The organism is Streptomyces chartreusis (assembly GCF_008704715.1).
In the GTDB taxonomy this organism is placed as follows: Bacteria; Actinomycetota; Actinomycetes; order Streptomycetales; family Streptomycetaceae; genus Streptomyces; species Streptomyces chartreusis.
In genome coordinates, this window is the sequence record NZ_CP023689.1 from 6,547,087 (window position 1) to 6,573,703 (window position 26,617).

Here is a 26,617-nt window from a genome sequence, read left to right on the forward strand (position 1 = left end):
GTCGTGAGACGAGTGCGCCCTGGGACGGCGTCCCGCAGTGCCGGTGGGGGCTCGTCCCGTGCGGCCGGTGAGGAGCGTGCGTTGACCAGCGTGGCGGCCGGCGACCGGTACGAGCAGCCCGAGGACCTGCCCCGCCTGTGGCACGTCACCCTCTCGGTCTCCGGCCGGGAGGCCCCGCTGAAGGAGGTCCGGCGCGCTCTCGAACAGCTCGCCCACGACCACCCCTTTCTGCTGACCAGCCGGTACGCGGGCGACCACGCGGAGATCCGCTACTGGGAAGAGGCCCGCGATCTGCACGACGCGGCCGCCGTCGCCCTGCGCCTGTGGGGCGAGCACCGGCAGAGCGCGGGACTGCCGCCCTGGGAGATCGTCGGCCTGGAGGTCATCGACCGCGAGACCTATCACCAGCGCATCGCCGAGGGATACGGGCCGCCACCGGCGACTCCGGTGGGTGTCCATCCGTATTGAGCGGCCCTGGGCGGCTTGTCTCGCGGTTCGGAATGCGCGGGGGAACGGCCCGGCAACCGCACTACCCTTCTTTCATGACCACGCTCTCGCCGTACGACTCCATGTCCCCGGTCAACCGGGCCGCCTACCGCGCCAAGGCCGCCGCCGCCGACCTCGCCCCGCTGCCGCGGGCCGAGAAGGACGACGCGCTGCTGGCCATCGCGGACGCCCTGGAGGTCCGTACGAGTGAGATCGTCGAGGCCAACGCCAAGGACATCGCCAAGGCCCGCGAGGCCGGCACCAGCGAGGCGATCGTCGACCGGCTGACGCTGACGCCGGAGCGGGTGCGGGCGATCGCCGCCGATGTGCGGGACGTCGTCGCGCTGCCCGACCCGGTCGGCGAGGTCGTGCGCGGCTCGACCCTTCCCAACGGCATCGACCTGCGTCAGGTCCGCGTCCCGCTGGGCGTCGTCGGGATCATCTACGAGGCCCGCCCGAACGTCACCGTGGATGCCGCCGCCCTGTGTCTGAAGTCCGGCAACGCCGTGCTGCTGCGCGGCTCGGCCTCGGCGTACGAGTCGAACACCGCCCTCGTCCGGGTGATCCGGGACGCCGTGGGCGGCGCCGGGCTGCCCGCCGACGCCGTGCAGCTGGTGCCCGGCGAGAGCCGCGAGAGCGTGCGCGAGCTGATGCGGGCCCGCGGCCTGGTCGACGTGCTGATCCCGCGCGGCGGCGCCTCGCTGATCCAGACGGTCGTCTCGGAGTCGATCGTCCCCGTCATCGAGACCGGCACCGGCAACTGCCACGTCTACGTCGACGCCCACGCCGACCTCGACATGGCGATCGAGATCCTGATCAACTCCAAGGCCCAGCGCGTCAGCGTCTGCAACTCCGCCGAGACCCTCCTGGTCCACCAGGACATCGCCCCCGAGTTCCTGCCGCGCGCCCTGGACGCCCTCGCCGAGGCCGGCGTCACCGTGCACGCCGACGAGCGCGTGATGGCGTATGCCAAGGACTCCAAGGCCACCGTCGTCGAGGCCACGGCCGAGGACTGGGAGACCGAGTACCTGTCGTACGACATCGCGGCCGCGGTCGTGGACTCGCTGGACAAGGCCGTCGAGCACATCCGGCTGTGGACGTCCGGTCACACCGAGGCGATCGTCACCACTTCGCAGCAGGCCGCCCGCCGCTTCACCCAACTGGTCGACTCCACGACGGTCGCGGTCAACGCCTCCACCCGCTTCACCGACGGCGGCCAGTTCGGCTTCGGCGCCGAGATCGGCATCTCCACGCAGAAGCTGCACGCCCGCGGCCCGATGGGGCTGCCGGAGCTGACCAGCACCAAGTACATCGTCACCGGGGACGGGCACGTACGGCGCTGAATCAGGCCGTTCCCGGGCCGTCGGCGCGCGTCGGCGGCCCTCGGGGCGCAAGGCGCGCAGCCAGGGCATATGCGCCCGACACGCGCCCCCGGAATGACTCCGTGCCGCAGGACGGGTGTCTCACAAGGCGGATGAATTTCCATACCGTCTGCCCAAATTGACCCCCCAGGACTACTCTGGATCCCGTGCCGGAGGACGTGGGGGGCACGCCGTTCCCTGACGGCTGGGAGCCCGACGACGACCACGACCGCGGGGTGTCGGACGAAGAGTTCGCCTCCGTGGTCTTCGACGAGGCCTTCGTACAGGCGGCCGCGGTGCACGAGCCGACCGCCGTCGAGCGCCTCCTGGCCGCCGCCCAGGCGAGAGCAGAGGCCTCCGAGGCGGAGGCCCGCCGGGCCCACGGCAGGGGCGAGCGGTACGAGGAGGGGTACGGCCCCGACGGCCGCGCCGGATTCGGCCATGATCCCGACCTGGACGATCTGGACGACACGGACATCCTGGAAGGCCCCTACGGCGCCCCGGGCACCTACGGCAAGCAGGTCCGCTGGCACCGTCCCGTCGCCTGGATGCTCGCCCTCGTGATGGGCATCGGCATGGTCGCGCTGGCCTTCACGGCGGTCTACCGCGGCGCCTCCTCGGGCAGCAGGGACCGGGTCCCGCCGCCGGCCTCCACCGGCCTGGAACAGGGCAGCGGAGCGGCTCCCTCCGCCTCCGCGGACTACTCGCCGCCGGCCGTCCCGGCGACCCCGCGCACGCCCTGACAGGCAGTCGGCCGAGGGTCCGGGCGCCACTCGGAGCCGCCGCGCGATCCTGGTGAGAACCTGTCAGAACTTGTCGCGCAGCGGGGCGTTTACCCGAGCTCTCCGCGACCTACCCTTGAAGATATGGGAGGGTCCGCAGACCCACCCGAGGGGACACCCGAAGGCGGCCCCGGAGGTGGCGAGGAAGAGTACCGATCCGTCGTCTTCGACGAGTCGTTCATCCGTGCTGCCCGCCTCCAGGAGTTCTCCGCCCAGGAGCGGATGGCCGACCACGCCCCCGCCGTTCGCAGGCGGGCACCCGTGCGCCGGGGCCTGTCCAGGCAGGCTCTCGTCCTCGTCCTGCTGATCGCCGTCGCCTTCGGCACGGCGATCTACATGGGTGTACGGCACCCCTACCAGGGCCCCGCAGAGTCCGGGCCGCCCGCCGAGCCGCTGCGGATGACCGTCATCCCGCTCGCCCCCGAGGGCCAGGTGCCCGGGGCGAGCGACACCGACCACCTGTACGCGAGCAGTCCGGCCGCGCAGTTCCGGATCGGCGCCGAGGGCATACCGCTGCCGGCCGCGCGGCGCACCGCGCACTTCTCGGACGGTCAGGTCACGAACGCGCTGAGCATCGCGAAGGACTACATCGTGCGGTCCTCGCTGTACCCGGAGGTGCTGACCGGCGACCAGATCCGGCCGGTGCGGGTGCTGCTGGACCCCGACCAACTGGATCAGTTCGACCAGAGCTTCTCTCACCCGGCAGCGGACGGCCGGCACGCGCCGACCGGCTGGCTGGTTCGCTTCGACTCCTCGCAGGCGCAGCTGGCCGACCGCAGCATCCGGGTGCAGGGCACGCTCCAGGCCGCCGAGACCGACGCGTCGACGCTGGAGGTCACCGCCGACCACACGTTCGTGTACGCGCTGCGGGCGGTGGCCGCCGGCGCGGGCGAGAAGGCGGGGGCCGCGGTGAAGGCGGCCGAGGCGTCCCTGTTCACCGTGCGCCGGGAGCTGCACTTCCGCTTCGACCGCGAGGACCTGCGGCTGCACCAGACCCAGCTGATGGTCTCCTACGTCCAGGCGGGCCCGCTGTCCTGCGCCGAGGACTCCACGAACCGGCTGCATCCGCTGCTCGCGGGCCAGACCGCGAAGGAGGGCGGCCCGGCCGGCACCGACCCGTACGCCACGGGCGGCGCGACGGCGCTGTGCGGATCCCTGGCGACGGGGTCGCAGCCCAAGGTGTGAGCGTCCGGTCCGGGCACCGTGCGGTCGCCCGGACCGGCGTCGAGAGGTGACCTCAGTTCTTGCTTCCGGCGTCGCCCGGACCGTCCGTGCCCGGGCCGTCGGCGCCGTTCGTGCCCGTGCCGTCCGGACCCGGCTCGTCCCTCGGGGGCGCGCTCGTGAAGCCGCCGAAGCCCCGGCGCACCCGGCCGCCCAGGTCGCCCGCACCACCGGCGATGTCCGTGACCAGCTTCATCAGCGGGTCCTTGGAGGACTTCACGTGGGTGGCGTAGTGGGACGCCGACTCGCGGAAGGAGTCGGTGACCGAGGTGTCCTTGTCCTCGCTGCGCCGCGGGTAGTGGCCGTCCATGATCCGCTGGAAGTCGCGGGACTCGGCCCACTTCTTCAGCTCGGCCGCGCGGACGGTGGTGAACGGGTGCGAGCGCGGCAGTACGTTCAGGATCTTCAGCACCGAATCGCGCAGGTCACCGCCCGCCTCGTACTCCTCGGCCTGCTTCAGGAAGGCGTCCACGTTCATCTCGTGGAGGTGGTTGCCGCCCGCGATCTTCATCAGGCCTCGCATCGACGCCTTCAGGTCCTGGCCGACCAGCAGGCCCGCGCGGTCCGCGGACAGCTCCGACTTGCGGAACCACTCGCGCAGCGCCGTCACGATCGCCATGATCGCGAGGTTGCCCAGCGGGATCCACGCGACCCGGACGGCGAGGCTGGTCAGGAAGAGCAGGATCGTGCGGTAGACCGCGTGACCGGAGAGGGCGTGGCCCACCTCGTGGCCGACGACCGCCCGCATCTCCTCCTCGTCGAGCAGCTCCACCAGGCCCGTCGTGACGACGATGATCGGCTCGTCCAGGCCGATGCACATCGCGTTCGGCACCGGGTCCTGGTTGACGTACATCGGCGGGACCTTCTCCAGGTCCAGGATGTAACAGGCATCCCGCAGCATGTCGTTGAGGTGCGCGAACTGCTGGTCCGACACCCGCACCGAGTCGGACAGGAACAGCAGCCGCAGGCTGCGCTCGGGCAGCAGTCCGCTGAGTGCCTTGAAGACCGTGTCGAAGCCGCTGAGCTTGCGCAGGGCCACCAGGGCCGAACGGTCCGCGGGGTGTTCGTACGCACGCGAGGAGATCCCCGGGAAACGCCTGCGCTGCCTGCTCGGCACGTTCTCGTGACCGTCGTGCTCGTGGCCGTCGGACATGTCTTTCCCCCATGTGCGAGTGGATGGGTCTCTCTCGGCCCTTTGCGGAGCCTTGTTCCGCCCTTTGCGCCCCCCGAAGCAGAGCCCAGCCTAGGCGGAGTTACCTTGGACGGGCACTACAGCGAAGGAGTTCCGCGTCATGGAGCACAACCCCTCGGCCGCCTGGCTCACCGAGGCCGCGAGGGCGGCCGAGCAGCAGGGAGCGGGGAATCTGCTCCGGGTCGTACTGATCGTGATGGTCGTGGGCTGTGTGCTGACCGCGTGGTTCCTGTTGCGGGGCTACAGGCAGAAGGACGACTGAACCGCCGGGAAGGTTGCCCGCCGGTCCGTCCGGGGCGCCCCAACGGTGGAGTCGGCGTGATCGCCGTCATGGCAGCCGCTTACGATGGGCCGACATCTTTATCCCGCCCACACCGATAGGTCACGCCGAAGATGAGCTTCCACAGCGCAGCTGCCCAGTTGGTCACCCTCGCCGCCGAGGGCGAGGAGCACGGCGGCGCCCACGACAGCATCAGCCCGCTGGCCACCGGTGGCGGCGCGTTCATCATTCTCATGCTGCTGCTGTGGATCACCACCCGCTTCAACCGCGACCGCTGAGTCCCGGCCAGCCCCTTCGCTCCGCCCGCGCGACTGTCGGCCGGAGCTCTCAGGCGGGGCCGGTAGGGTCTGCACGCATGGGAGAGCAGGACATGCCTACCGGCCCCGGAAACGGCCCGTCGAACCCCGGCAAGCGCCGGCTCGGCGTCATGGGCGGAACCTTCGACCCGATCCACCACGGGCACCTCGTCGCGGCCAGTGAGGTCGCCGCGCAGTTCCACCTGGACGAGGTCGTGTTCGTGCCGACCGGCCAGCCGTGGCAGAAGAGCCACCGGCACGTCTCCCCGGCCGAGGACCGCTATCTGATGACGGTCATCGCCACCGCCGAGAACCCGCAGTTCTCCGTCAGCCGCATCGACATCGACCGCGGCGGTCCGACGTACACGGTGGACACCCTGCGCGATCTGCGCGCGCTCAACCCCGACACGGACCTCTTCTTCATCACCGGCGCCGACGCCCTCGGCCAGATCCTCACCTGGCGCGACTCGGAGGAGCTGTTCTCCCTCGCGCACTTCGTCGGGGTCACCCGGCCCGGCCACCACCTGGACGACGCCGGCCTCCCGGAGGGCGGAGTGTCGTTGGTCGAGGTTCCCGCGCTGGCCATCTCGTCCACCGATTGCCGCGCGAGAGTCGCAAAGGGAGATCCCATCTGGTATCTGGTGCCGGACGGAGTCGTGCGCTACATCGACAAACGTGAGCTGTACCGCGGCGAGTGAGGCAGTGAGCCGAGAGGGGCTACCGGTGAACGACCGATACGACGCGGGGGCGGCAGGACACGGCGCCGACCAGTACGAACTCGTCGGCTACGACGAGTACGGACGGCCGGTGTACCGACAGGTCCAGCCACAGCAGCAGCCACAGCAGCCGTACGACGGCTACACACAGCAGGGATACGGCTACGACCCGTACGCGACGGGCGGGCAGCAGGCCCAGCAGTACGACCCCTACGGCGGCGGTGACACCGGACAGCAGCCGCAGACGCCGTCCTACGACCCGTACGGCACCGGCAGCCACCAGCAGCAGCACACCGGCGGCCACTCGGCGCCGTACGACCCGTACGGCCGTACCGCCTCCAGCGGGCAGCAGCCGCGGGTCGCCGAGCAGACCGCCTACATCCCGCACCAGGCCGGACCGGTCGAGGAACCGGTGACCCAGGAGCGGGGCGAGCGGGACTACCGCACCGAGCAGTTCGCCTTCGTCGAGGAGCCCGACCAGGACTCCGAGGACGTCATCGACTGGCTGAAGTTCACCGAGAACCGCACCGAGCGCCGCGAGGAGGCCAAGCGCCGGGCACGCGCGCGTGTGGTCGCCCTCGTGGTCGTCCTGGCGCTCGCCGCGGCCGGCGGCGTCGGCTACCTCTGGTACGCCGGGAAGCTGCCCGGCGTCTCGTCGTCGGACGACAAGAAGGACACCGCGACGCCGACGGGCGCCCAGAAGCGCGACGTGATCGTCCTCCACCTGCACAACACCAAGAAGGGCGGCACCTCCACGGCGCTGCTCGTCGACAACACCACCACCAAGCAGGGCACCACGGTCCTGCTGCCCAACGCCCTCGCGCTCTCGGGCGACGACGGCAGCACGACCACGCTGGCCAAGTCGGTCGACGACGACGGCTCCTCCGGCACCCGCGACGAGATCGACACCGTCCTCGGCACCGAGATCCAGGGCACCTGGCGGCTGGACACCCCCTACCTCCAGAACCTCGTCGACCTGATCGGCAACATCGACGTCGACACCAACGCGAACGTCCCCGACCCGGAAGCCAAGTCCAAGGGCACCGCGCCCCTGGTGCGCAAGGGCAAGGCGCAGACCCTCAGCGGCAAGTCGGCCGTCGCCTACGCCACCTACCAGGGCTCGGGCGAGGCACAGAACGCCCAGCTGGAGCGGTTCGGGCAGGTCATGCAGGCCGTGCTGCGCAAGCTGACCTCGGACGCGCAGGGCGCCACCACCACCGTCCAGACGCTCGGCATGATCATCGAGCCGCCGCTGACCGACAAGGACCTCGGCGCCTTCCTCGCCAGGCTCGCCGACCTCGCCAAGGGCGGCGACTACAAGACGGCCCTGCTGCCGGTGCAGACCGACGGCACGCTCAGCGCCCAGGCGAGCGCCAGCGTCGTCAAGGACGTCCTCGGCGGCACCGCGAAGAGCCCCGACAAGGACGCCGCGATCCGGGTGTCCGTGCGCAACGCGAGCGGCGTCAAGGACAACACCGGCAAGGCCCGCGTGGTCCTGCTGAACGGCGGCTTCTCGTTCCAGGACGGCGGCTCCGGGGCCGCCGAGGCCACCTCTGAGGTCGTCTACGCCGACGCCGCCGACAAGGACGACGCCACCGAGGTCGCCAAGACGCTCGGACTGCCCGCGGGCGCCGTCAGCAAGGGCGACGTGTCCGGGAACGCCGACGTGTCCGTGGTCCTGGGCCAGGACTACGCCCCGTCGTCCTCGTAACACCGGTCGGCACATCGCCGCAGGCCACCCCACGTGAAGCGATAATCACGTGGGGTGCTGTCACTGGTCCGTGAGACCCTTGATGTCGAGTGAAGTCAAGTGTCCGCCGATCGAAAGCCTTGTAGTGACCGCTACCGACCGTTCCCTCGAGCTCGTCAACACCGCCGCCCAGGCCGCAGCCGACAAGCTCGCGCACGACATCATCGCCTACGACGTCAGCGACGTCCTGTCGATCACGGACGCCTTCCTGCTGGCCTCCGCGCCCAACGACCGCCAGGTCAAGTCGATCGTCGACGAGATCGAGGAGCGGCTCAACAAGGAGCTCGGCGCCAAGCCGGTGCGCCGCGAGGGCGACCGCGAGGCCCGCTGGGTCCTGCTCGACTACGTCGACATCGTCGTCCACGTCCAGCACAGCGAGGAGCGCGTCTTCTACGCCCTCGAGCGGCTGTGGAAGGACTGCCCGGAGCTCGAACTGCCCGAGGACGCCAGGGCCACCCGCGGCAAGGCCGCCGAGCACGCCAAGCTCCAGGCCGCCGAGGAGGCCGCCGATCTCGGCGGTGAGTGGCGATGAGCACCACCGACGAGGTCCCCACGGACAGGCCAGGCCGCGGCCGCCGCGTCATCCTGTGGCGGCACGGCCAGACCTCCTGGAACGTGGAGCGCCGCTTCCAGGGCTCCACGGACGTCGCGCTCACCGAGGCGGGCATCTCCCAGGCCCGCCGGGCCGCCCGGCTGCTCGTCAACCTCAAGCCCGACGCGATCATCGCCTCCGACCTTCAGCGCGCCGCCGCCACGGCGGCCGAGCTGGCCGGGCTCACCGGCCTGGAGGTGACGCACGACGAGGCCCTGCGCGAGACCTACGCGGGCGTCTGGCAGGGCCTGACGCATGAGGAGATCATCGCCCGCCACGGCGAGGAGTACGCCGCGTGGAAGCGCGGTGAGCCGGTGCGCCGCGGCGGTGGCGAACTGGAGACCGAGGTCGCCGACCGCGCCGCGCCCGTGGTGCTCCGGCACACCGAGAAGCTGCCCGACGACGGCACGCTCGTGGTGGTCAGTCACGGCGGCACCATCCGTACGACCATCGGCCGTCTCCTCGGCCTCCAGGCCCGGCACTGGGAGAGTCTCGGGGGCCTCTCCAACTGCTGCTGGTCGGTCCTGGGTGAGGGCGCGCGCGGCTGGCGCCTGCTGGAGCACAACGCCGGCACCCTGCCAGAGCCGGTCCTCGGCGACGACGACTGAAGCCGGGCTCCCCGGCCGGGGCGACCCGGGGACCCGGATTTCACTTTCTGGCAGGTCGCAGGCTAAAGTTCTTCTTGTTCGCCCCGCTGAGCGGGGCGGAACGCAAGGGGCTATAGCTCAGTTGGTAGAGCGCCTGCATGGCATGCAGGAGGTCAGGAGTTCAATTCTCCTTAGCTCCACAGTCAGACAACAAGATCCCGTCGATCGCTCAGATCGGCGGGATCTTCTGGTATCCGAACTGTTCGGGTCCGTCTTGAGTCACTTGGGCCTCGCAGGCGTATACCTCTCAGGAGAGGCGCGTTGGGGTGCGTGTTCGCACGGTTCGTACGGCATGGAGGCTGCCGTGTCCGGACTGGTACTGAGGCGTCGCTGACCGTATTGGTCCGGCCGTGGCAGAATCAAACGGCCGGAGGGGGCGCGGCCCGACGGGAGGGAGTAGCGATGCCTGCGAGCATCCTCGGAGAGGTCGGTCACCTCTTCGAAGCAGCATTGACACGGGACACGATCACCCGCCTCAGCTGCCCTTCCTGCGGCTCCGTCCACGTCGCCCAGCTTCTCGGTGACAACGGCGGAGTTTCCTACGTGTGCACGGCCTGCGGCCACAGCTGGAGCTGATCGATGGGTGCACACAGGCGAAAGTGCGACTGGTGCGGCAGCGGAACGCCGATCGTCCGTGACATGGAACCGGTGAACCCCGACTACCAGTACTGGTGCGAGGAATGCGCGCGGGCGCTGATCATAAAAGGCGACCCGATCGAGACCTACCGTGAACTCGAGGGTGAACCGATCTACGGCCGGCTCCTCGAAGAACACTGCACGCTGAAGCGCTTCTATTCCTTCGTCACGGCATGACCTTCGGGTCATAAATTCCGACATTTCAGGGCGTACTGCCCTGGAAGGTAAACGATTTGGTGCTGCACCCGGTCGACCGGTAATGTTGGCGTCGCCGCCGGGGAAACCGGGCGGAACGCAAGGGGCTATAGCTCAGTTGGTAGAGCGCCTGCATGGCATGCAGGAGGTCAGGAGTTCAATTCTCCTTAGCTCCACAGCAAGATCCCGCCGGATGGAATCCATCCGGCGGGATCTTTTTCGTGTGCGAACACCCTTGGTTCCGAACACCCTTGGTCGCAGGGGCCGTCCGGTGGGACGGCCCCTGGGGCTCAGCGGCCCAGGGCGCGCCTGCCGCGGCCCTGGGAGAGGACCGGCAGGTTGTTCCGGGAGGTGTCCTGCCCGCGGGTGTCCTCCTCGATCCGCAGGGCGAGGGCGGGACAACGCCGCACCGCGCGCAGGGCCTTGGCCTCGGCGTAGCGCGGCACCATCGCCTGGGCGACGGTCGGGAAGCCGTCCGCGCCGAGCTGGAAGACCTCCGGGAGGATGTCGGCGCACAGCCCGTGGCCGCGGCACAGCGTCCAGTCGACGTAGATCTTCTGGCGGGCCGGGCCGTTCTCCTCCTCCTCGCCGCCGCCCGGGATGCCCGTGGGAGCCCTGCCGCCCTCGAAGAGCGGCAGAACGCCCTCCACGGGCCGTCCGCAGCCATTGCCGAGGACATGGGCCGCGAGGTCGTCCGTGAACGCCTTGATGGTCGACTCAAGGAACATCGCGGAGCCGTCCGGGTGCGAGCACGCGCCACGCCGCTTCACGTTCTTGGCGACCTGCTTGAGCGCCTCCAGGGCGGCAGGGCCGCCGCCGTTGAGGATGTCCTCCAGGCCGCGCGCGGCGGCCGGCAGACCGAGGTAGCAGGGGCCGCACTGGCCCGCGCTCTCCTCGGCCAGCCACTGCGCCACCCGCAGCGACTCGCCCAGCGGGCAGGTCTCCTGAGTGATCGGCAGGACCGCGCCGGCGCCGAGCGCGCCGCCCACCGCGTCCAGGGAGTTGCGGGAGACGATCGCCTCGTTGACCGTCGCCGCGTCGATCCACTTGCCGTGGTAGCCGCCGGTCAGCACGCCCTGCGGCACCGGCGGGGCGCCGGCCAGCTGGAGGACGTAGCGCAGCGGTACGCCCGTGGGCACCTCGATGACCATCGGGCGGGCGACCGCGCCGGAGACCGTGAGCATGACGGTGCCCGGCTCGTCGTACAGGCCGGTGTTGCCGTAGCGCTCCGGGCCGATGCGGGCGGCGATGGCCAGCTGCGCGAACGTCTCGGCGTTGGAGAGCAGGGTCGGGGCGCCGCCGACGCCGTTCTGCGAGGCGCTGACCTTGCGGCCGGGCGGGATCGCCGGGCCGCCGTCGATCGAGCGGATCACGGAGGCCGCGGCACCGGTGACCATGCGCACCGGGTTGCGCTGCACGAACGCGCGTAGCGCCGAGCGGCGGCTGTTGCTCAGGCCGCGCTCGGCGAGGGCCGCCTCCATGGAGCGCTGGGTGGACTCCCGGGTCACCGCGATCACGAGCGTGCGGGCACCCATGGCCTCGGCGCACAGCAGCGCGCCGTCCAGGATGAGATGCGGGGCACGGTTGATCATCACCGTGTCCTTGCGGCAGGCCGGTTCGTCCTCACTGCCGTTGACCACGACGACGGGCCGTACGCCGCGCTTGATCGCGGTCTCGGCGACCGAGCGCAGCTTCTTGTGGAAGGGGAAGCCCGCGCCGCCGCGGCCCTTCAGGTTGATGTTCTCGGCGAGCTTGGCGAGTTGCTCGCCGCCCATCGGTTCGAGCGGCCCGTGCACCTTCAGGTGCATGGGCAGATCGAGTCTTTCGACAAGGTCGAAGCCCGACGTGAGCTGAGGAAGCCCGACCACGCGGACTTCTGGTACGTCGGGCAGGGCCTCGTTCACTTAAACCCTCCGGAAGGCGTGTTCCAAGGTTCGCCCGAACCCGGTGCCTCGAAGTCGTAGGGGGCACCGGGGAATGTTTCAGTGGCGGGACCGCTGTTGTTGTACGTGTCGTTCTGGTTGTACGTACCGAAGACGGCGTTTGTCTCAGAGGTGTCGTACACATCACTCGACCCGTAGCCGGCCGCGTTGGAGCCGTAGCCCGAAGTGTTCGAACCGTAGGTCGTGGTTCCGGAATTGTCGTAGACCGGGATGTTGTAGCTCGTGTCGTTGAGCGGGTCGTAGGCGGACGGGGGTGCCTCGCCGACCGGCGGCGGGGAGGGGATGGGCCAGTTGCCGGTACTGCTGGAGCTGCCGTCGACGCGCGGCATCGCCTCCGTCGGCTGCATGTCCATGGGCAGGTCCATGCGGGAGGTCTGGTCGGCGTACGGCTGCTGCTGTCCGCGCGGGTTGACGGCGCGATAGGCGGCGGCGAAACCGCCCGTGGTCTCCGCGGCCGAGGGGGGCTGGGAGGGCATGCCGGGCAGTGGGCCGGTGCGCTCGTTGCGGGAGGGGCGCTCGTCGCGCGGGCCCCGCCCCGGGCGCCGTTCCTCGTAGCCGGGCAGGGAGGAGCCGGACGCCGCCCGGGCGCGGCTCTCCTCCAGGTCCTCGCGCAGGCCCGGCTCGTTGCCGATGATCTGGGCGAGGCGGTCGGCGAACTTGCGCTTGACCGGACGCGGGGCCGCGCGCAGGGCGAGGGCCGCGGCGACGGCGACCACGCAGAGTTCGTAGCTGACCATGAAGAACGTCTTCGCCGGGCGGCCGGCGAACAGGCCGTGGATCAGGGCCGCGCACCAGGCCGGGTAGGCCAGCATGTGCATCGCGCGCCAGCGGGCCGCGACCGGCGCGGGGGAGGCGAACTGGTTGCGCAGGGCGCCGGTGACGCCGACGAAGATCATGAGCAGGGCGGCCAGGGAGCCGAGGCCGATGAGGAACGCGCTGCCCGGGATCTCGCTGCCGCCGGCGAACAACAGGCTGAAGGGGATGATCGCGGCGATCGGGCTGGCGTGGTCCAGGGCCAGTTTGACGCCGATGTGCACCAGGAGGAACGCGATCGAGGCGACGGCGGTCACCCGGTGGATGCCCTGCGCGATGATCCGCTGGCGGGTGTTGAGGATCATCCGGTCCTGGGCGACCAGGCCCCAGATGACAGAGCAGGTGAGGCAGACGAGCGAGAGGACACCGGCACCGAAGTTGAGGAACTCCTGGAGCCAGGTGCCGCCGAGCAGCACGACCAGGGGTATGAGAAGCAGAACAGCGGCGGTCGCAACCCCGTAGGCCGACCGGCCCGTCCTGGGGAGCGAACTGTTACTACGACGAGGGTTCATGGGGGCAACTCCGAGCGGTTCGGGAAGGCGGTCCCGCTGCCGCACTCTAAGTGGCTCCATACCGGGGGGTACGGCGTTTGAGTTATTGCGTTGTTATCTACGGGCTGTGTGGGGCATGCGATGTCCCTTAGCGTCTGTTACGCCAGGTAACAATTGAACGTTGTTCAGCTTTTCCATGTCTTCACAACTCCCAGGTACGGATCAGGGGGCGCGGATGTTCATGTGTGACTCCTCTCATCGCGCGCCGCCGTGCGCCCCCGGAAGCCCGTCGCGACCCGCTGTGGCGCTGCGGTACCCTGACGCCATGCGTGCCGTACGCCTTCTGCTTAGCGAGCCGCGCTGATCAATCCCGACCACCGGGCGAATCGGATGGTCGGCATCGGCGCGGCGTCCCCTCCTGTGCGAGGGGATTTTTCGTTTCCAGGGAATCGCAGCCGCCGGCAGAGACGATCGATGGAGCTTTGAGGATCATGAGCGAGACGAACCCCGCTGCCGCCGAGGTGGCCGCGCCGCACCGCTACACGGCGGCCGTGGCCGCCGAGATCGAGGCACGCTGGCAGGACTTCTGGGACGCCGAGGGCACGTACGCGGCGCCGAACCCCAAGGGTGACCTGGCGGGCGATCCCGAGCTGGTCGCCAAGCCCAAGAAGTTCATCATGGACATGTTCCCGTACCCCTCCGGTGCGGGCCTGCACGTCGGTCACCCCCTGGGCTACATCGCCACCGACGTCTTCGCGCGCTTCCAGCGCATGACCGGCCACAACGTCCTGCACACCCTGGGCTTCGACGCCTTCGGCCTGCCCGCCGAGCAGTACGCCGTGCAGACCGGCACGCACCCGCGGGTCTCCACCGAGGCCAACATCGAGAACATGAAGGTCCAGCTGCGCCGGCTGGGCCTGGGCCACGACAAGCGCCGGTCGTTCGCCACGATCGACCCGGACTACTACAAGTGGACCCAGTGGATCTTCCTGCAGATCTTCAACTCCTGGTACGACGACGAGGCGCAGAAGGCCCGCCCGATCGCCGAGCTGGTCGCGCAGTTCGAGTCCGGTGAGCGTGCGGTACCCGGCTCCACGCGCGCGTGGAGCGAGCTGAGCGCCGGCGAGCGCGCCGACGTCCTGGGCGGCTACCGCCTGGCGTACGCCTCCGACGCGCCGGTCAACTGGTGCCCCGGCCTGGGCACCGTGCTGGCCAACGAGGAGGTCACCGCCGAGGGCCGCTCCGAGCGCGGCAACTTCCCGGTCTTCAAGGCCAAGCTGCGCCAGTGGAACATGCGGATCACCGCGTACGCCGACCGGCTGCTGGACGACCTGAACGAGCTGGACTGGCCCGAGGCCATCAAGCTGCAGCAGCGCAACTGGATCGGCCGCTCCGAGGGCGCCCGCGTCGACTTCCCCGTGGACGGCGAGCGCATCACCGTCTTCACCACGCGCCCCGACACCCTGTTCGGCGCGAGCTACATGGTGCTGGCTCCCGAGCACCCGCTGGTCGACAAGTTCACCCCGGACGCCTGGCCCGAGGGCACGCACGACGTGTGGACCGGCGGTCACGCTACCCCGGCCGCGGCCGTCGCCGCCTACCGCGCGCAGGCCGCCTCCAAGTCCGACGTCGAGCGCCAGGCCGAGGCCAAGGACAAGACCGGCGTCTTCATCGGCTCGTACGCGACCAACCCGGTCAACGGCGAGCAGGTCCCCGTCTTCATCGCCGACTACGTCCTGATGGGCTACGGCACCGGCGCGATCATGGCCGTACCCTGCGGCGACCAGCGTGACTTCGAGTTCGCGCGCGCCTTCGAGCTGCCGATCACCTGCATCGTCGAGCCGACGGACGGCCGCGGCACGGACACCTCGACGTGGGAGGACGCCTTCTCGTCGTACGACGCGAAGATCATCAACTCCACCGCCGAGGGCATCTCCCTGGACGGTCTGGGCGTCGCCGAGGCCAAGGCCCGCATCACCGAGTGGCTGGAGCGGTCCGGCGTCGGCGAGGGCACGGTCAACTTCCGGCTGCGCGACTGGCTGTTCAGCCGGCAGCGCTACTGGGGCGAGCCCTTCCCGATCGTCTACGACGAGGACGGCATCGCCCACCCGCTGCCCGAGTCGATGCTGCCGCTGGAGCTGCCCGAGGTCGAGGACTACAGCCCGCGCACCTTCGACCCGGACGACGCCGACACCGAGCCCGAGACGCCGCTGTCGCGCAACGAGGACTGGGTCAACGTCACGCTGGACCTGGGCGACGGTCCGAAGCGGTACCGGCGCGAGACCAACACCATGCCCAACTGGGCCGGTTCCTGCTGGTACGAGCTGCGCTACCTGGACGCGCACAACAGCGAGCAGCTGGTCGACCCCGAGATCGAGCGGTACTGGATGGGCCCGCGCGAGGGCCAGCCGCACGGTGGTGTCGACCTGTACGTCGGCGGTGCCGAGCACGCCGTGCTGCACCTGCTGTACGCCCGCTTCTGGTCCAAGGTCCTGTTCGACCTGGGGCACGTCTCCTCCGCGGAGCCGTTCCACAAGCTGTTCAACCAGGGCATGATCCAGGCCTACGTCTACCGCGACAGCCGTGGCATCGCGGTGCCGGCCGCCGAGGTGGAGGAGCGCGACGGCGCCTACTACTACCAGGGCGAGAAGGTCTCCCGGCTGCTGGGCAAGATGGGCAAGTCCCTGAAGAACGCGGTCACTCCGGACGAGATCTGTGCCGAGTACGGCGCCGACACGCTGCGGCTGTACGAGATGGCGATGGGCCCGCTGGACGTCTCCCGGCCGTGGGACACGCGCGCGGTCGTCGGTCAGTTCCGGCTGCTGCAGCGGCTGTGGCGCAACGTCGTCGACGAGTCGACCGGCGCCGTGACCGTGGTGGACGCCGAGCCCGACGAGGACACGCTGCGTGCCCTGCACAAGGCCATCGACGGCGTGCGCGGGGACCTGGAGGGCATGCGGTTCAACACCGCGATCGCCAAGGTCACCGAGCTGAACAACCACCTGACCAAGGCGGGCGGCGCGGTGCCGCGCACGGTCGCCGAGTCGCTGGTGCTGATGGTCGCGCCGCTGGCCCCGCACATCGCCGAGGAGCTGTGGCGCAAGCTGGGCCGCGACGGCTCGGTCGTGCACGAGGACTTCCCGGTCGCCGACCCGGCGTACGTGGTCGATGAGACGGTGACGTGCGTCGTGCAGATCAAGGGCAAGGTCAAGGCCCGCCTGGAGGTCTCACCGGCCATCTCCGAGGAGGAGCTGGAGAAGGTCGCGCTGTCCGACGAGAAGGTCGTGGCGGCGCTGGACGGGGCAGGGATCCGCAAGGTGATCGTGCGCGCGCCGAAGCTGGTGAACATCGTTCCGGCGTAGGGCGTCGGGGTTCTGGGCTTCGGGGCTCTGACCGGGCCGGAAGTATCGTCCGGTCGGCAGGCTTGCTGCCGGCCGTCATGATCAGCGGTCGTCCGGTCGGCGAGCGTGCCGCCGGGGCGCCATGATCACGCTGGACGGCTCGGGGTGATCCCCTGCGGGCAGGTTCGGGGTTCTGCTGGAACTCCGGGCCTGCCCGCTGCGTTTACCGTTGAAGAGTGACGTGGCATGGGTCGCGGCCGGTCGGAGGAGGAGCTCGTGGAAGCAGTGATCGCAGTCGTCGCCCTGCTCTTCGTGCTCTTCGTGGTGCTCGGCGCGTACGCCACCGTGAAGGTGGTCGGCGCCGCCAAGCGCCGCGTGGACGAGACGATCACCCACGCCCGGCGCACGGTCGAGGACCACACCCTGCGGGCCAAGTCCTTCGCCCAGCCCGGCGCGGTCGGCGAGCTGGCGCAGCTGCGGCTGAAGCTGCGCACCTCGATGCGCGCCACCCAGGACGCCCTGCACGCGGGCGTGGGCGAGGACGAGTCCCTCAAGGAGTCCCTCGGCCTCTTCGAGCGCCTGAGCGCGCACGGCCACGAACTGGACGCGGAGCTCCGGCGCCTGGAGTCCGAGCCGGACCGTACGACGCTTGCCGGGCGGCTGCCCGACCTGCGTGAGCGCACCGAGCGCATCGTCGAGGCCGCGGACTCGCTGCGCTGGGCGGCCCGCGACCGGGCCCGCCGGTTCGCCGACGACGACCTGGACACCCTCAGCGCCCAGATCGACGTGGAGACCGGCGCCCTGCGGCACTGGCAGACGACGGAATCCATGGGGACCGGGTCGACGGGGTCAGGGTCGACGGCGACCGGGGCCGGGTCCTCGACCGCAGGCTCTTCAGCGACGGGGTCTTCCACGGGATCTGCGAAGGCGGAATCCGCGGCGGCTGGGCCGGCGCCCGACCGTCCGTCTTCCCCGCCGCCCCCCTGGCCGGAGGCTCCCGCCTCGGACGCCGCCGAGACGTCCGAGCAGACCTGGCCGGACAGCCCTCAGCGGCAGCGGGCCGAGGAGCCGACGAGGCCCGCCATCAACCCGCCGGGCCCCCGCCAGACGTACCCCTGGCAGAAGAAACCCCGTCCCGAGAGCACGACTTGAGCCCCGGCGGCCACGCGTCGCTCCGGTCAAGGCTTCACCGCCTGAGCGGGGTCGGGCTGCCGCCCGGGCACTACGCCAGGTAACCTCCAGCTCATGTCCCGCCATGTCGCTATCGTCACCGATTCAACGGCCTACCTGCCGCCCCGGACGATGGAGCGCCACGGCATCACAGCGGTACCCCTGACCGTGGTCGTCGGCGGTCAGGCGCTGGACGAGGGCACCGAGATCTCGACCCGTTCCCTCGCCCAGGCGTTGCAGAAGCGACGGCCCGTCACGACCTCGCGGCCCAGCCCCGAGGTCTTCGCACGGCACTACCGCGAGGTCGCCGAGTCCGGCGCCACCGGCATCGTCTCCCTGCACCTGTCCGCCGAGCTCTCCGGCACCTACGACGCGGCGGTCGTCGCGGCGCGTGAGGCGCCGGTGCCGGTGCGGGTGGTGGACACCGGCATGGTCGCCATGGCGCTGGGGTTCTGCGCGCTCGCGGCAGCCGAGGCGGCGGAGACGGGCGGCACGGTGGATGAGGCCGTCACGGCCGCCGAGAAACGGGCCGGGGGCACGGCCGCCTACTTCTACGTCGACACCCTCGACTATCTGCGCCGTGGCGGCCGCATCGGCGCCGCGCAGGCCCTGCTGGGCTCCGCGCTCGCCGTGAAGCCGTTGTTGCAGCTGGAGGGCGGGCGGATCGGGCCCCTGGAGAAGGTCCGCACGGCTTCCAAGGCGATCGCCCGCCTGGAGGAGATCGCCGCCGACCGGGCGGGCAGCGCGCAGGTGGACATCGCGGTCCACCATCTCTCGGCACCGGACCGGGCGTCGGCACTGGCGGATCGTTTGCGGGCGCGGGTGCCGGGGTTGGCGGAGCTGCATGTGAGCGAGGTCGGGGCGGTGATCGGGGCGCATACGGGGCCTGGGTTGTTGGGGGTTGTGGTTTCGCCTCGGTGACGGGGCTTGTGGGGCTCGTGGGGCTCGCGGTGCTTGTGGTGAAGGCATTGGGGGCTTGGGGAGCCGGGGGCGTCACTCGTGTGGGTGGCTGGGTTTTCCACAACTGGTTGGTAATCCCCGGGAATTGAGCAAGATCATCGTGAGTGGGGCGGGGTGTCGGATCCTCCTCGCATGGCACTTCGATCACGTACACGTTCACGTACTGTCACGCGGCCGGGCGCTGCTACGGCGACGGCTGGGGCTGCGGCCGCATCCGTGCCCTCGGCTGCACGGGGGCGCACTGCGACGGTGACCAGTGGTCCTGGGCGCGGTCCGCGATCCGACGGGCGCACTCGGCACCGGCGAGGCACGCATGTCACCGGGAGGGCGCGTCAGCGTCAGCGCCATGCATCGGCGGAGGAGCTGCGGCGCCGGGCGGAGGTGATTTTCGCCGAACGGGGCGAGGAGTGGGGGGAATCGGGGGAGCCGGGGGGTGGGCCGCCGCCGCGGCGTAGCGGGGTTGAGGGGGTGGGGAGGGGGTTCGGTCTCGACCCGGACGTGGACCCGGACCCGGACCTGGACGTGGCGCGGGGCGGCGTGGTTGCTGGCGCTGGTGTCGGTGGCGATGCCGTTGGTCGTGCCGGGGCCGGTGACGCCGGTTTGGATGCCGGCGCGGGCGCCGGTTCGGGGGAGTGGCGGGCGCGGGCCGGGCTGGCGTTGCGGGAGCGGATGCCGGTGTGGTTGCAGGCGCGCTGTGGGCTGGAGCGGCGGAACGTGGTCGCACTCACCGTGGTGCTCGTCCTCGCCGCCGGCTTTGCTGTGCAGCACTTCTGGGCCGGGCGGGCGCAGTCCGTGCGGGCTCCTGAGGTGGTGCGGGCAGCGGCACCGTACGGGGGAGGGGAACCCGGAGGAGAGCAGGCCGGTGAGCCCGGGTCGGCTGCATCGGGAACCGCAGCTTCGACGGCAGGTGCGTCGGCGGTCGGCGCACCCGGTGCCGTGGGTACTTCGGCGCCAGAGATCGTGGTGGACGTCGGCGGCAAGGTGCGTGAGCCGGGGATCCATCGCCTCCCGGCGGGCTCACGTGTCGCCGACGCTCTGCGGGCGGCCGGTGGAGTGCGCCCCGGCACGAACACCGACACCCTGAACCGGGCCCGGTTCCTGGTGGACGGCGAGCAGGTGATCGTCGGTGCTCCGGCGGCCCCGGCACCTGAGGCCGGTGCGGGTACGGGCGTGGGCGGCGCGGCGGCTCCCGGTGCCGCACCTGCCGCGCCGATCCCTCTCAACACCGCGACCGTGGACCAGTTGGACACCCTCCCGGGCGTCGGCCCGGTGCTGGCCCAGCACATCATCGACTACCGCACCCAGCACGGCGGCTTCCGTTCGGTGGACGAGTTGCGTGAGGTCAACGGCATCGGCGATCGCCGTTTCGCCGATCTACGGAATCTCGTACGGCCATGAGTCACGACAGCCAGGACAGTCAGGACAGCCAGGACACCCTCGTCCCCGCCTCCCGGCCTGCCCGAGCCGCTGTTCACGCCACATCCGGCCGACGGCTCGGCGCAGCCCACCCGCGTCAGGAGGGGCCGACGGACCTGCGCCTGGTCCCGCCGGCGCTTGCTGCTTGGGCCACGGCGGCGCTCATGCTGGACGCACCGCCGGAGTGGGTGGCGGGCCTGGCGGTGGTCTGCTTGGTTGCGGCAGGCGTGCTGCTGCTGGTGCGGCGGGGTGGGACGGGCGGGGAGAGTCTTCGTGCGCCGGTGCTGCCAGGTGGAGCGGGCGGACGAAGCCTTCGAGCGCCGGTGCGACGAGGCGGGAGTGTCGGGAGTGGCGGGCAGAGCCTTGCGCTCCCGGTGCGACTCACATGGCCCCGCACCTCGGCCGCCGCCCTGCTGCTCTGTGTCGCGGGGGCCGCCGTATCCGCCGCGCTGCACGGAGCCGACCTGCGTCGTGGGCCGGTGCCGGGGCTGGCGCGGGAGTACGCCACCGTGACCGCAGAGATCGAGATCACCTCGGACCCTCGGCTCACCCGTCCCAGGGTCAAGGGGGACCACATGGCGCCGACCGCTGTGCTGGTCAACGCGGACGTACGACGCGTCGAGAAGCCGGACGGCACGGCGATCGACACCCGGGCGCCGGTGCTGGTGATCGTCGACGCGGGCAGGGGCTCCTCAGCCGATGCCGAGGATCAGCCTCAGCCTCCCTCCACCACCCACCCCACCCCATGGCTGACCCTCCTCCCCTCCACCCGCCTGCGTATCACCGCCCGGCTCGCACCCTCCCTCTCGGACGGGGACCGGATCGCGGCCGTGTTGCGGGTGCGGGAGTCCGCCGGGACGGAGGCCGTGGGGGAACCGTCGGCGGTGCAGCGGCTGGCGGGGCGGTTGCGGGGTGGGCTGCGGGAGGCGACCGACGGGTTGCCGGCGGATGCGCGGGCGTTGCTGCCGGGGCTGGTTGTCGGGGACACCGCACGGATCACGCCGGAGCTGGACGAGGCGTTCAAGGAGACCGACCTCGCACACACGCTGGCAGTCTCCGGCAGCAACCTCACGATCATCCTGGCCCTGCTCATCGGCCCGCCCGGCCTCGCCCAGCACGTCGAGCGCCGAGGGCTCGCACCCCGGCTCGGCATCTCACTGCGCACGACCGCGTTGTTCGGCGGCGCTCTCACGCTCGCGTTCGTCGTGGTGTGCCGGCCGGACCCGAGCGTGCTGCGGGCAGCGGCCTGCGGGGCCGTCGCGTTGCTGGCCCTGGCGACCGGGCGCCGCAGATCGCTGATTCCGGCGCTGGCGACGGCCGTACTCCTGCTGGTGCTGTACGACCCTTGGCTGGCCCGCAGCTACGGCTTCCTGCTCTCCGTCCTGGCGACGGGCGCCCTGCTCACCCTCGCACCCCGCTGGAGCGCCGCGCTGCGCAGACGCCGGGTGCCGCCGAGGCTGGCCGAGGCGCTGGCGGCCGCGGCTGCCGCGCAGGCGCTGTGCGCGCCGGTCGTGGCGGTGCTGTCGGCCCGGGTGAGCCTGGTGGCGGTGCCGTGCAACCTGCTGGCGGAGTTCGCGATCGCGCCGGCCACGGTCCTGGGCTTCGCGGCGCTGGCGACGGCACCGCTCGCGATGCCGGTGGCCAAGGCGCTGGCCTGGTGCGCGAGTTGGCCGGCCGGGTGGCTGGCGAACGTCGCCCGGACAGGGGCCGCGCTGCCCGGCGCGGGTGTGGACTGGCCCGGCAGCTGGACCGGGGCGGCACTGCTCGCCCTCGTCACGGTGGTCGTCGTGCTCGCCGGACGTCGGCTGCTGAGGCACCCCTGGTGGTGCGGGGTCTGCGCGGCGCTGCTCCTGCTGGCGGTGGTGCAGCCGCCGCCGCTGACCAGGGTCGTCACGGGGTGGCCGCCGCCGGGGTGGAGGTACGCGATGTGCGACGTGGGGCAGGGCGACGCGACGGTGTTCGCGGCGGGCGAGGGGACCGGGGTCGTCGTGGACGCCGGACCCGATCCGACGCTGATCGACCGTTGCCTGCGCACGCTCGGCATCACGAGGATCCCGCTCGTCGTGCTGACCCACTTCCACGCCGACCATGTGGCGGGCCTGCCCGGCGTGCTGCGCGGGCGGGCGGTGGGCGCGATCGAGACCACGGGGCACGAAGAGCCGGTGGACCAGGCGGAGTTCGTGCGCAGACAGGCGGCTGCCCGGCGGATTCCCGTGACGCGGGCCACCGCCGGGGAGGAGAGGTGCACCGGCCCCCTGAACTGGCGAGTTCTGTGGCCACCGCCACCGCCACTGCCAGCGCCACCGGCACCGGCACCGCACCAAGCCCTGACCCCGGACGCCCCGGAGGGCCCCAACGACTCCAGCGTCACCCTGCTCGTCCGGTCGGCGGGGCTGCGGTTCCTGCTGCTCGGTGACCTGGAACCCCCGGCGCAGCGGGCGCTGTTGAGATCGCCGGCGGGGCCGCTGCTGGGCGGCGTGGACGTGCTGAAGGTCGCCCACCACGGCTCGGCGTACCAGGACCCGGAGCTCATACGCCGGGCCGCGCCCAGGCTGGCGCTGATCTCCGCGGGGGCGGACAACCCAAAGGGTCGTGACTTCCAGTTCTAGCACGTCTGCCCTGGTCAGCGCATCAACTCAGCGGCAGTGCGCAGGTTGCGAGCCCCGAAATTGAGGCGCCCGAGGGGGTGCGAGTGTCCCTACGCTGGTGGGGTCGATACGCAGCGCCCTGGCGAGGTTTCCGCACAGGGACCACCGACCGAATTGGAGTCGGCATGCCCGAGACTGATGGCACCGAGGAAATCCGCCAGCGCACCGAGGATCACCGGATCAGCACAGCGCGAAACGATGCCGCCTATGCACTGGCCATGGTCCATCGCCCGGAAGTCGCGCGCGCTGAACTCTGCTCACTCATTGAGCGGCTGGCCGTAGCCGTCAGGGACGTTGCCCATGTTGCTGAGCTGCGTGGAGAACGGCTCAATGCGCCGGCAGCAAGGGCGCTGGAAACGGCGCTACGTGAGGCTCTGAGCCCGCGCTGAGGCTAGACAGCAGAAAGCCCCCGTCCATGCGCCACGGGGGAGGGCACACAGACGGGGGCGGTCTCAGCAGGCTAGGCGCTCCGGACAGGTACAGGGTTGCCGGGCGAGTCCAACCACACGTGTTCGCCGTCAGCGTCCACGGTCAGCCCGAATCGCTCGAAGCCGGGGCGCCCCTGTTTCTCCCACCACAGGTAGGCAGTCTCCACCTCATCCCAGAGTCGGCGCGGACCGGACTGATAGACCTCGAATTCGTCTCGGCCCTTTTCGTAGTCCGCCGTTGCCCATGACGTCACGGCCGTATCTCGCAGCCACAGCGTGTATGAGCCGTCGTTGTACGACTCCATCCATGGGAACGCACCAGGCACCTGCGCGCCGATGGCGAACATGATGTGCCAGTCGCCCACCGCATCCGGCGAGATAGGCGTAACGCTGCGAGCGCCGTCCGCTGGCCACTTCTGACCACCGAGGTATTCCCGGACGTGCGTGCGCTGGACTCGCTGAGCGCGTAGGCGCATGAACGCGGACGAGCCGATGAACGAGCCTGACGCAGTCCCGTCCTCGGCCACGGTCAGCCGCACAATGGCTTCGCCGCCGTATGTCGGTCCCCAGGGGGCAAGGATGATCCCGCCCGGCTTCGTCTGCTCGACCCATCGCCGGGGGACACTGCCGATCGATGCCGTGGCAATCAGCCGGTCGTACGGGGCGCCCTCGGCGTAACCCTCCGCACCATCACCGATGACGGACACAGGGTCGAATCCCGCGTCATTCAGGCGCTTGCGCGCTTCCCTCGCGCTGCTTCCGTCGACCTCAACCGTGAACACGTTCTCAGCACCGAGCCGATGGGAGAGCAGGGCAGCATTCCAGCCGGTACCCGTGCCGATTTCCAGCACCCGTTGACCCTCTTCAACGCTCAGCGCATCGAGCATCGAGAAAACCATGGTCGGCATGGAGCTAGAGCTAGACGGGATCTTGCCTTTTCCGGCGCCGGTGAACGCGCCGTCATCCCACTGAGTCGTGATCGGGGCGTCCGCGTAGACAGCCTCCAGCCACGCGTCAGGTTCCTCGCTGCGGATGACTCGGTCACTCTGGCGGTTCATGCCAGCGCGCCCCGGCCAGATTACTTCCGGAACGAACAGATCACGTGGCACGGCCTTGAACGCGGGAAGCCAGTCACTCGCGAGCGCGCCCTTTTCCATGAGTACGGAGGCGAGCCCCTCAGGGCCCGCCCCCTTTGTACCGAGGTTGCTCACCTACTTACCGTCCGCCGGTCCCTGACCGTCGTTCGTGTTACCGCCCTCATCCGATCCGCCTCCGCCGTGCTTGTTGCCACTGTCGCTGTCGTCCTGCCCGCCGTCTGCCATCGTGAGCCACCAGTGACGCATGTGAGTACCTCCTAGTTGATTGATCACCATGGAAGGGGCATCAGCCGCCCGCCGGCGCAGAGGGGGCACGGGACCTTGCAGCGATGCTTGCAGGACCAACACCCCTCGAATCCGAAACAGATCGGGCACCAGATTTCACGATGCCCAGCGCACATCCCGCAGTACTCGCCCCAGGACCAGAACGCTTGCATAGTCGAAATGGGCCGTCGCGGGTCAGTGCGCGCCATTACAAGATTTCGCCCCGGCTGCGAGCGTTGGCCTTGGCGACTCGTTCCCGCATGGTCGGACGCGATAGTCCGGAATGGGGTGCCATGTCGGCACCTTCAGCCGTCGTACCCAACGCGTCGTCCCGGTCTTTGAAGACCAGTAACAGGCCGTCCTGTCCGTGCTGCTGCATCGCTGTGGACAGTCGGGCTCTTGCGTCGCTCGCCATGATCGCTCGCCCCTCCGTCGTTGGTCGGTAACAGCGACGGTATGAGCGTGATCAGAGCCAATCCATGTGCGCAGAACGGTAGTTGGGTAGCTCAGCGCGCCGAACTACTACGCTCCGCAGTAGATCAGCCAGCAACGCCGAGGTGAGCGGCCATACTCCGCATTTCCTCGGTCAGCGTGCGCTTGCGAGTCTTCAGAATGTCCGCCATCACGCGCCGTGCTATGGGCTGATGAGTCAGCCACACATTGGCCGTCTCACGCAGGTTCACTAGCTCATCCATGGCGTCCTGGTGGGAGCCGAGCAGCGTGTGTGCACGGGCTACGTCGAGCCGATGGCGGCCGTAGTTGTTCGTACTGAGCCGGCCGAAGTTCTTCACAGCCTTGGGGCTCAGGGGGCCATCGTCGGCACGCCGCAGAACGCCCCGGGCATCGCCGATCAGCGCGAGATCCTCAACGGCTTTGGCCTCAGCGGTGACAGGGCCAAACGCTGACCAATGCGTGGGGAAGTCGGTGTGTTCCCGCTCGATCGCGCCCCCGGCAGTGCCAGCCATCCGGCGTGCATGCTTGGCCATGTCCGGCCGGTTGTTCCGACGAGCAGCAGCAGCGACGCGAAGCCACAGCTCACCCCACACAGCGAGTTGCGCGGGAGTCGCCTCGGACATACGCGGCTCAATGTCCGTAGCCGTCTGCGCTGCGAGCGTCTCTGACTCGTCGAATCGATCCTGCCTCAGCAGCAGCCAGCACAAGCCCACAACTCCCGTTGCTGCCAACTGAGTTTGGCCAGTCTCGCGAGCAAGCCGGATCGCCTCAGCGAGCGCGAAGTAAGCCATGTCGTATTGCCGCACCTGGGTCAGGTACTTGCCAGCGAGCAGCAGAGCATGTGCACGGGCGATCAAGGCTTGCTGCTGCTCTTCGCCCTGAAGGATTCCGGCAGCCGCCTCAGACGAGCGCAGCAAGCCGGGTAGCGCACGTGCGACGGATGAGTACCGGTCCGCCTGATAGAGCGCGTGTGCGTCCTGTACGCCCTGGCGGATGGCCGATGGCTCCACAGCCTCAGCGGGTGCTGCCAGGGGCGCAGAGAGGCCAACAGGGGGCATGAGGGCACGGCGCAGCTCTGCGAGGTTCCTGCGGTTCGCCTCATCCTGCTGGCCGAGTACGGGCTCGGGCGCCTCGCTGGCGAATAAGGCAGAGGTCTCGACTCCCAGCGCACCAGCGAGCGAGGCAAGCGTGTCCATGCTGACGTGCCCGCCCTGCTCGACCTTGCGCACTGTGCTCAGCGAGAGGGCCGATTCTTCGGCCAACCGCTCTTGGCTCCAACCCTGCTGGCGCCGGTACTTGCGGACGTTGTCTGCCAACCCTGCGGACATCGGCACTCACCTCGACACCCAGGGTACGCACTCGCCGTAGCGGAGCAACGTCGATAGGTCAAGCGGGGTTCGCGTCCGGCTGCTGGGGGGCATGATCGGTGCTCCGTGCCG

Annotated in this window: 23 protein-coding genes and 2 tRNA genes; 20 read left to right on the forward strand and 5 right to left on the reverse strand. The window is 70.2% G+C overall.

Features of this window, described 5'->3' with window-relative positions:
• Positions 1-3: 3 nt before the first annotated feature.
• The 4 genes from CP983_RS28765 (at position 4) to CP983_RS28780 (ending at position 3,814) form a co-directional block, all read left to right on the forward strand.
• Complete coding sequence (locus CP983_RS28765; protein ID WP_107906579.1) at positions 4-468, forward strand: hypothetical protein; 465 nt, start codon at positions 4-6, stop codon at positions 466-468.
• Positions 469-542: 74 nt separating this feature from the next.
• Positions 543-1,829 carry a glutamate-5-semialdehyde dehydrogenase gene (locus tag CP983_RS28770; RefSeq protein WP_150502707.1) on the forward strand — a complete coding sequence of 429 codons (1,287 nt, stop codon included), beginning with the start codon at positions 543-545 and terminating at the stop codon, positions 1,827-1,829.
• 185 nt (positions 1,830-2,014) lie between these two features.
• Positions 2,015-2,590 (forward strand): SCO2584 family spore wall biosynthesis protein, encoded by a 576-nt coding sequence (locus tag CP983_RS28775; protein ID WP_125528099.1) that lies wholly within the window; start codon positions 2,015-2,017, stop codon positions 2,588-2,590.
• 123 nt (positions 2,591-2,713) lie between these two features.
• Positions 2,714-3,814 (forward strand): SCO2583 family membrane protein, encoded by a 1,101-nt coding sequence (locus tag CP983_RS28780; protein ID WP_107906581.1) that lies wholly within the window; start codon positions 2,714-2,716, stop codon positions 3,812-3,814.
• 52 nt (positions 3,815-3,866) lie between these two features.
• Here the strand turns inward: CP983_RS28780 and CP983_RS28785 are convergent, their stop codons facing one another.
• Positions 3,867-5,003, reverse strand: a complete 1,137-nt coding sequence (locus CP983_RS28785) for a M48 family metallopeptidase (protein WP_150502709.1) — start codon at positions 5,001-5,003, stop codon at positions 3,867-3,869.
• A 139-nt stretch (positions 5,004-5,142) separates the two neighbouring features.
• Between CP983_RS28785 and CP983_RS44095 the strand changes: the two genes are divergently transcribed.
• The 10 genes from CP983_RS44095 (at position 5,143) to CP983_RS28825 (ending at position 10,330) form a co-directional block, all read left to right on the forward strand.
• Positions 5,143-5,304, forward strand: coding sequence for a hypothetical protein (locus CP983_RS44095; protein ID WP_093745985.1), 162 nt, complete (start codon positions 5,143-5,145; stop codon positions 5,302-5,304).
• 131 nt (positions 5,305-5,435) lie between these two features.
• A complete protein-coding gene (locus CP983_RS44100; RefSeq protein WP_167537774.1) occupies positions 5,436-5,600 on the forward strand; it encodes a hypothetical protein in 165 nt (54 codons plus the stop codon).
• Between the two features lie 77 nt (positions 5,601-5,677).
• Entirely contained in the window at positions 5,678-6,316 is a 639-nt protein-coding gene (gene nadD / locus CP983_RS28790) for a nicotinate-nucleotide adenylyltransferase (protein WP_030948193.1), read from the forward strand.
• A 25-nt stretch (positions 6,317-6,341) separates the two neighbouring features.
• Complete coding sequence (locus tag CP983_RS28795; protein WP_150502711.1) at positions 6,342-8,045, forward strand: LCP family protein; 1,704 nt, start codon at positions 6,342-6,344, stop codon at positions 8,043-8,045.
• 124 nt (positions 8,046-8,169) lie between these two features.
• Positions 8,170-8,616 carry a ribosome silencing factor gene (gene rsfS / locus CP983_RS28800; protein ID WP_107906584.1) on the forward strand — a complete coding sequence of 149 codons (447 nt, stop codon included), beginning with the start codon at positions 8,170-8,172 and terminating at the stop codon, positions 8,614-8,616.
• Positions 8,613-9,284 (forward strand): histidine phosphatase family protein, encoded by a 672-nt coding sequence (locus CP983_RS28805; protein WP_125528094.1) that lies wholly within the window; start codon positions 8,613-8,615, stop codon positions 9,282-9,284. Before rsfS ends, CP983_RS28805 begins: the two co-directional genes overlap by 4 nt.
• A gap of 106 nt (positions 9,285-9,390) precedes the next feature.
• A tRNA-Ala gene (locus CP983_RS28810) sits at positions 9,391-9,463 on the forward strand.
• A gap of 262 nt (positions 9,464-9,725) precedes the next feature.
• Positions 9,726-9,899 (forward strand): hypothetical protein, encoded by a 174-nt coding sequence (locus CP983_RS28815; RefSeq protein ID WP_107906586.1) that lies wholly within the window; start codon positions 9,726-9,728, stop codon positions 9,897-9,899.
• Between the two features lie 3 nt (positions 9,900-9,902).
• On the forward strand, positions 9,903-10,136 hold the full coding sequence (locus tag CP983_RS28820; protein ID WP_003976229.1) for a hypothetical protein: 234 nt from the start codon (positions 9,903-9,905) through the stop codon (positions 10,134-10,136).
• Positions 10,137-10,257: 121 nt separating this feature from the next.
• Positions 10,258-10,330: transfer RNA gene (locus CP983_RS28825), tRNA-Ala, on the forward strand.
• A 114-nt stretch (positions 10,331-10,444) separates the two neighbouring features.
• Here the strand turns inward: CP983_RS28825 and CP983_RS28830 are convergent.
• Together CP983_RS28830 and CP983_RS28835 are read right to left on the reverse strand one after the other, a co-directional pair.
• The gene (locus CP983_RS28830) at positions 10,445-12,058 is read right to left on the reverse strand and encodes an NADH-quinone oxidoreductase subunit NuoF family protein (protein WP_150502713.1); all 1,614 of its coding nucleotides are present in this window, start codon (positions 12,056-12,058) and stop codon (positions 10,445-10,447) included.
• On the reverse strand, positions 12,055-13,422 hold the full coding sequence (locus tag CP983_RS28835) for a ferric reductase-like transmembrane domain-containing protein (RefSeq protein WP_150502715.1): 1,368 nt from the start codon (positions 13,420-13,422) through the stop codon (positions 12,055-12,057). The genes CP983_RS28830 and CP983_RS28835 overlap by 4 nt, the downstream gene beginning before the upstream one ends.
• 470 nt (positions 13,423-13,892) lie before the next feature.
• Here CP983_RS28835 and leuS point away from each other — a divergent pair, with 470 nt between their 5' ends.
• The 6 genes from leuS (at position 13,893) to CP983_RS28870 (ending at position 23,325) form a co-directional block, all read left to right on the forward strand.
• Positions 13,893-16,763 (forward strand): leucine--tRNA ligase, encoded by a 2,871-nt coding sequence (gene leuS / locus CP983_RS28845; protein WP_150502717.1) that lies wholly within the window; start codon positions 13,893-13,895, stop codon positions 16,761-16,763.
• Positions 16,764-17,018: 255 nt separating this feature from the next.
• Positions 17,019-17,894 (forward strand): hypothetical protein, encoded by an 876-nt coding sequence (locus tag CP983_RS28850; protein WP_150502719.1) that lies wholly within the window; start codon positions 17,019-17,021, stop codon positions 17,892-17,894.
• A gap of 93 nt (positions 17,895-17,987) precedes the next feature.
• Complete coding sequence (locus CP983_RS28855) at positions 17,988-18,833, forward strand: DegV family protein (protein ID WP_107906590.1); 846 nt, start codon at positions 17,988-17,990, stop codon at positions 18,831-18,833.
• A gap of 255 nt (positions 18,834-19,088) precedes the next feature.
• Positions 19,089-20,270: a ComEA family DNA-binding protein gene (locus tag CP983_RS28860; protein WP_229914748.1), complete on the forward strand. Its 1,182-nt coding sequence runs from the start codon at positions 19,089-19,091 to the stop codon at positions 20,268-20,270.
• Entirely contained in the window at positions 20,267-22,897 is a 2,631-nt protein-coding gene (locus CP983_RS28865; RefSeq protein WP_150502723.1) for a ComEC/Rec2 family competence protein, read from the forward strand. Before CP983_RS28860 ends, CP983_RS28865 begins: the two co-directional genes overlap by 4 nt.
• Positions 22,898-23,061: 164 nt before the next feature.
• Complete coding sequence (locus CP983_RS28870; protein ID WP_150502725.1) at positions 23,062-23,325, forward strand: hypothetical protein; 264 nt, start codon at positions 23,062-23,064, stop codon at positions 23,323-23,325.
• 71 nt (positions 23,326-23,396) lie between these two features.
• Here the strand turns inward: CP983_RS28870 and CP983_RS28875 are convergent, their stop codons facing one another.
• Complete coding sequence (locus CP983_RS28875) at positions 23,397-24,521, reverse strand: methyltransferase domain-containing protein (protein WP_150506951.1); 1,125 nt, start codon at positions 24,519-24,521, stop codon at positions 23,397-23,399.
• Positions 24,522-25,264: 743 nt separating this feature from the next.
• Complete coding sequence (locus CP983_RS28890) at positions 25,265-26,506, reverse strand: helix-turn-helix domain-containing protein (RefSeq protein ID WP_150502730.1); 1,242 nt, start codon at positions 26,504-26,506, stop codon at positions 25,265-25,267.
• Positions 26,507-26,617: the final 111 nt, after the last annotated feature.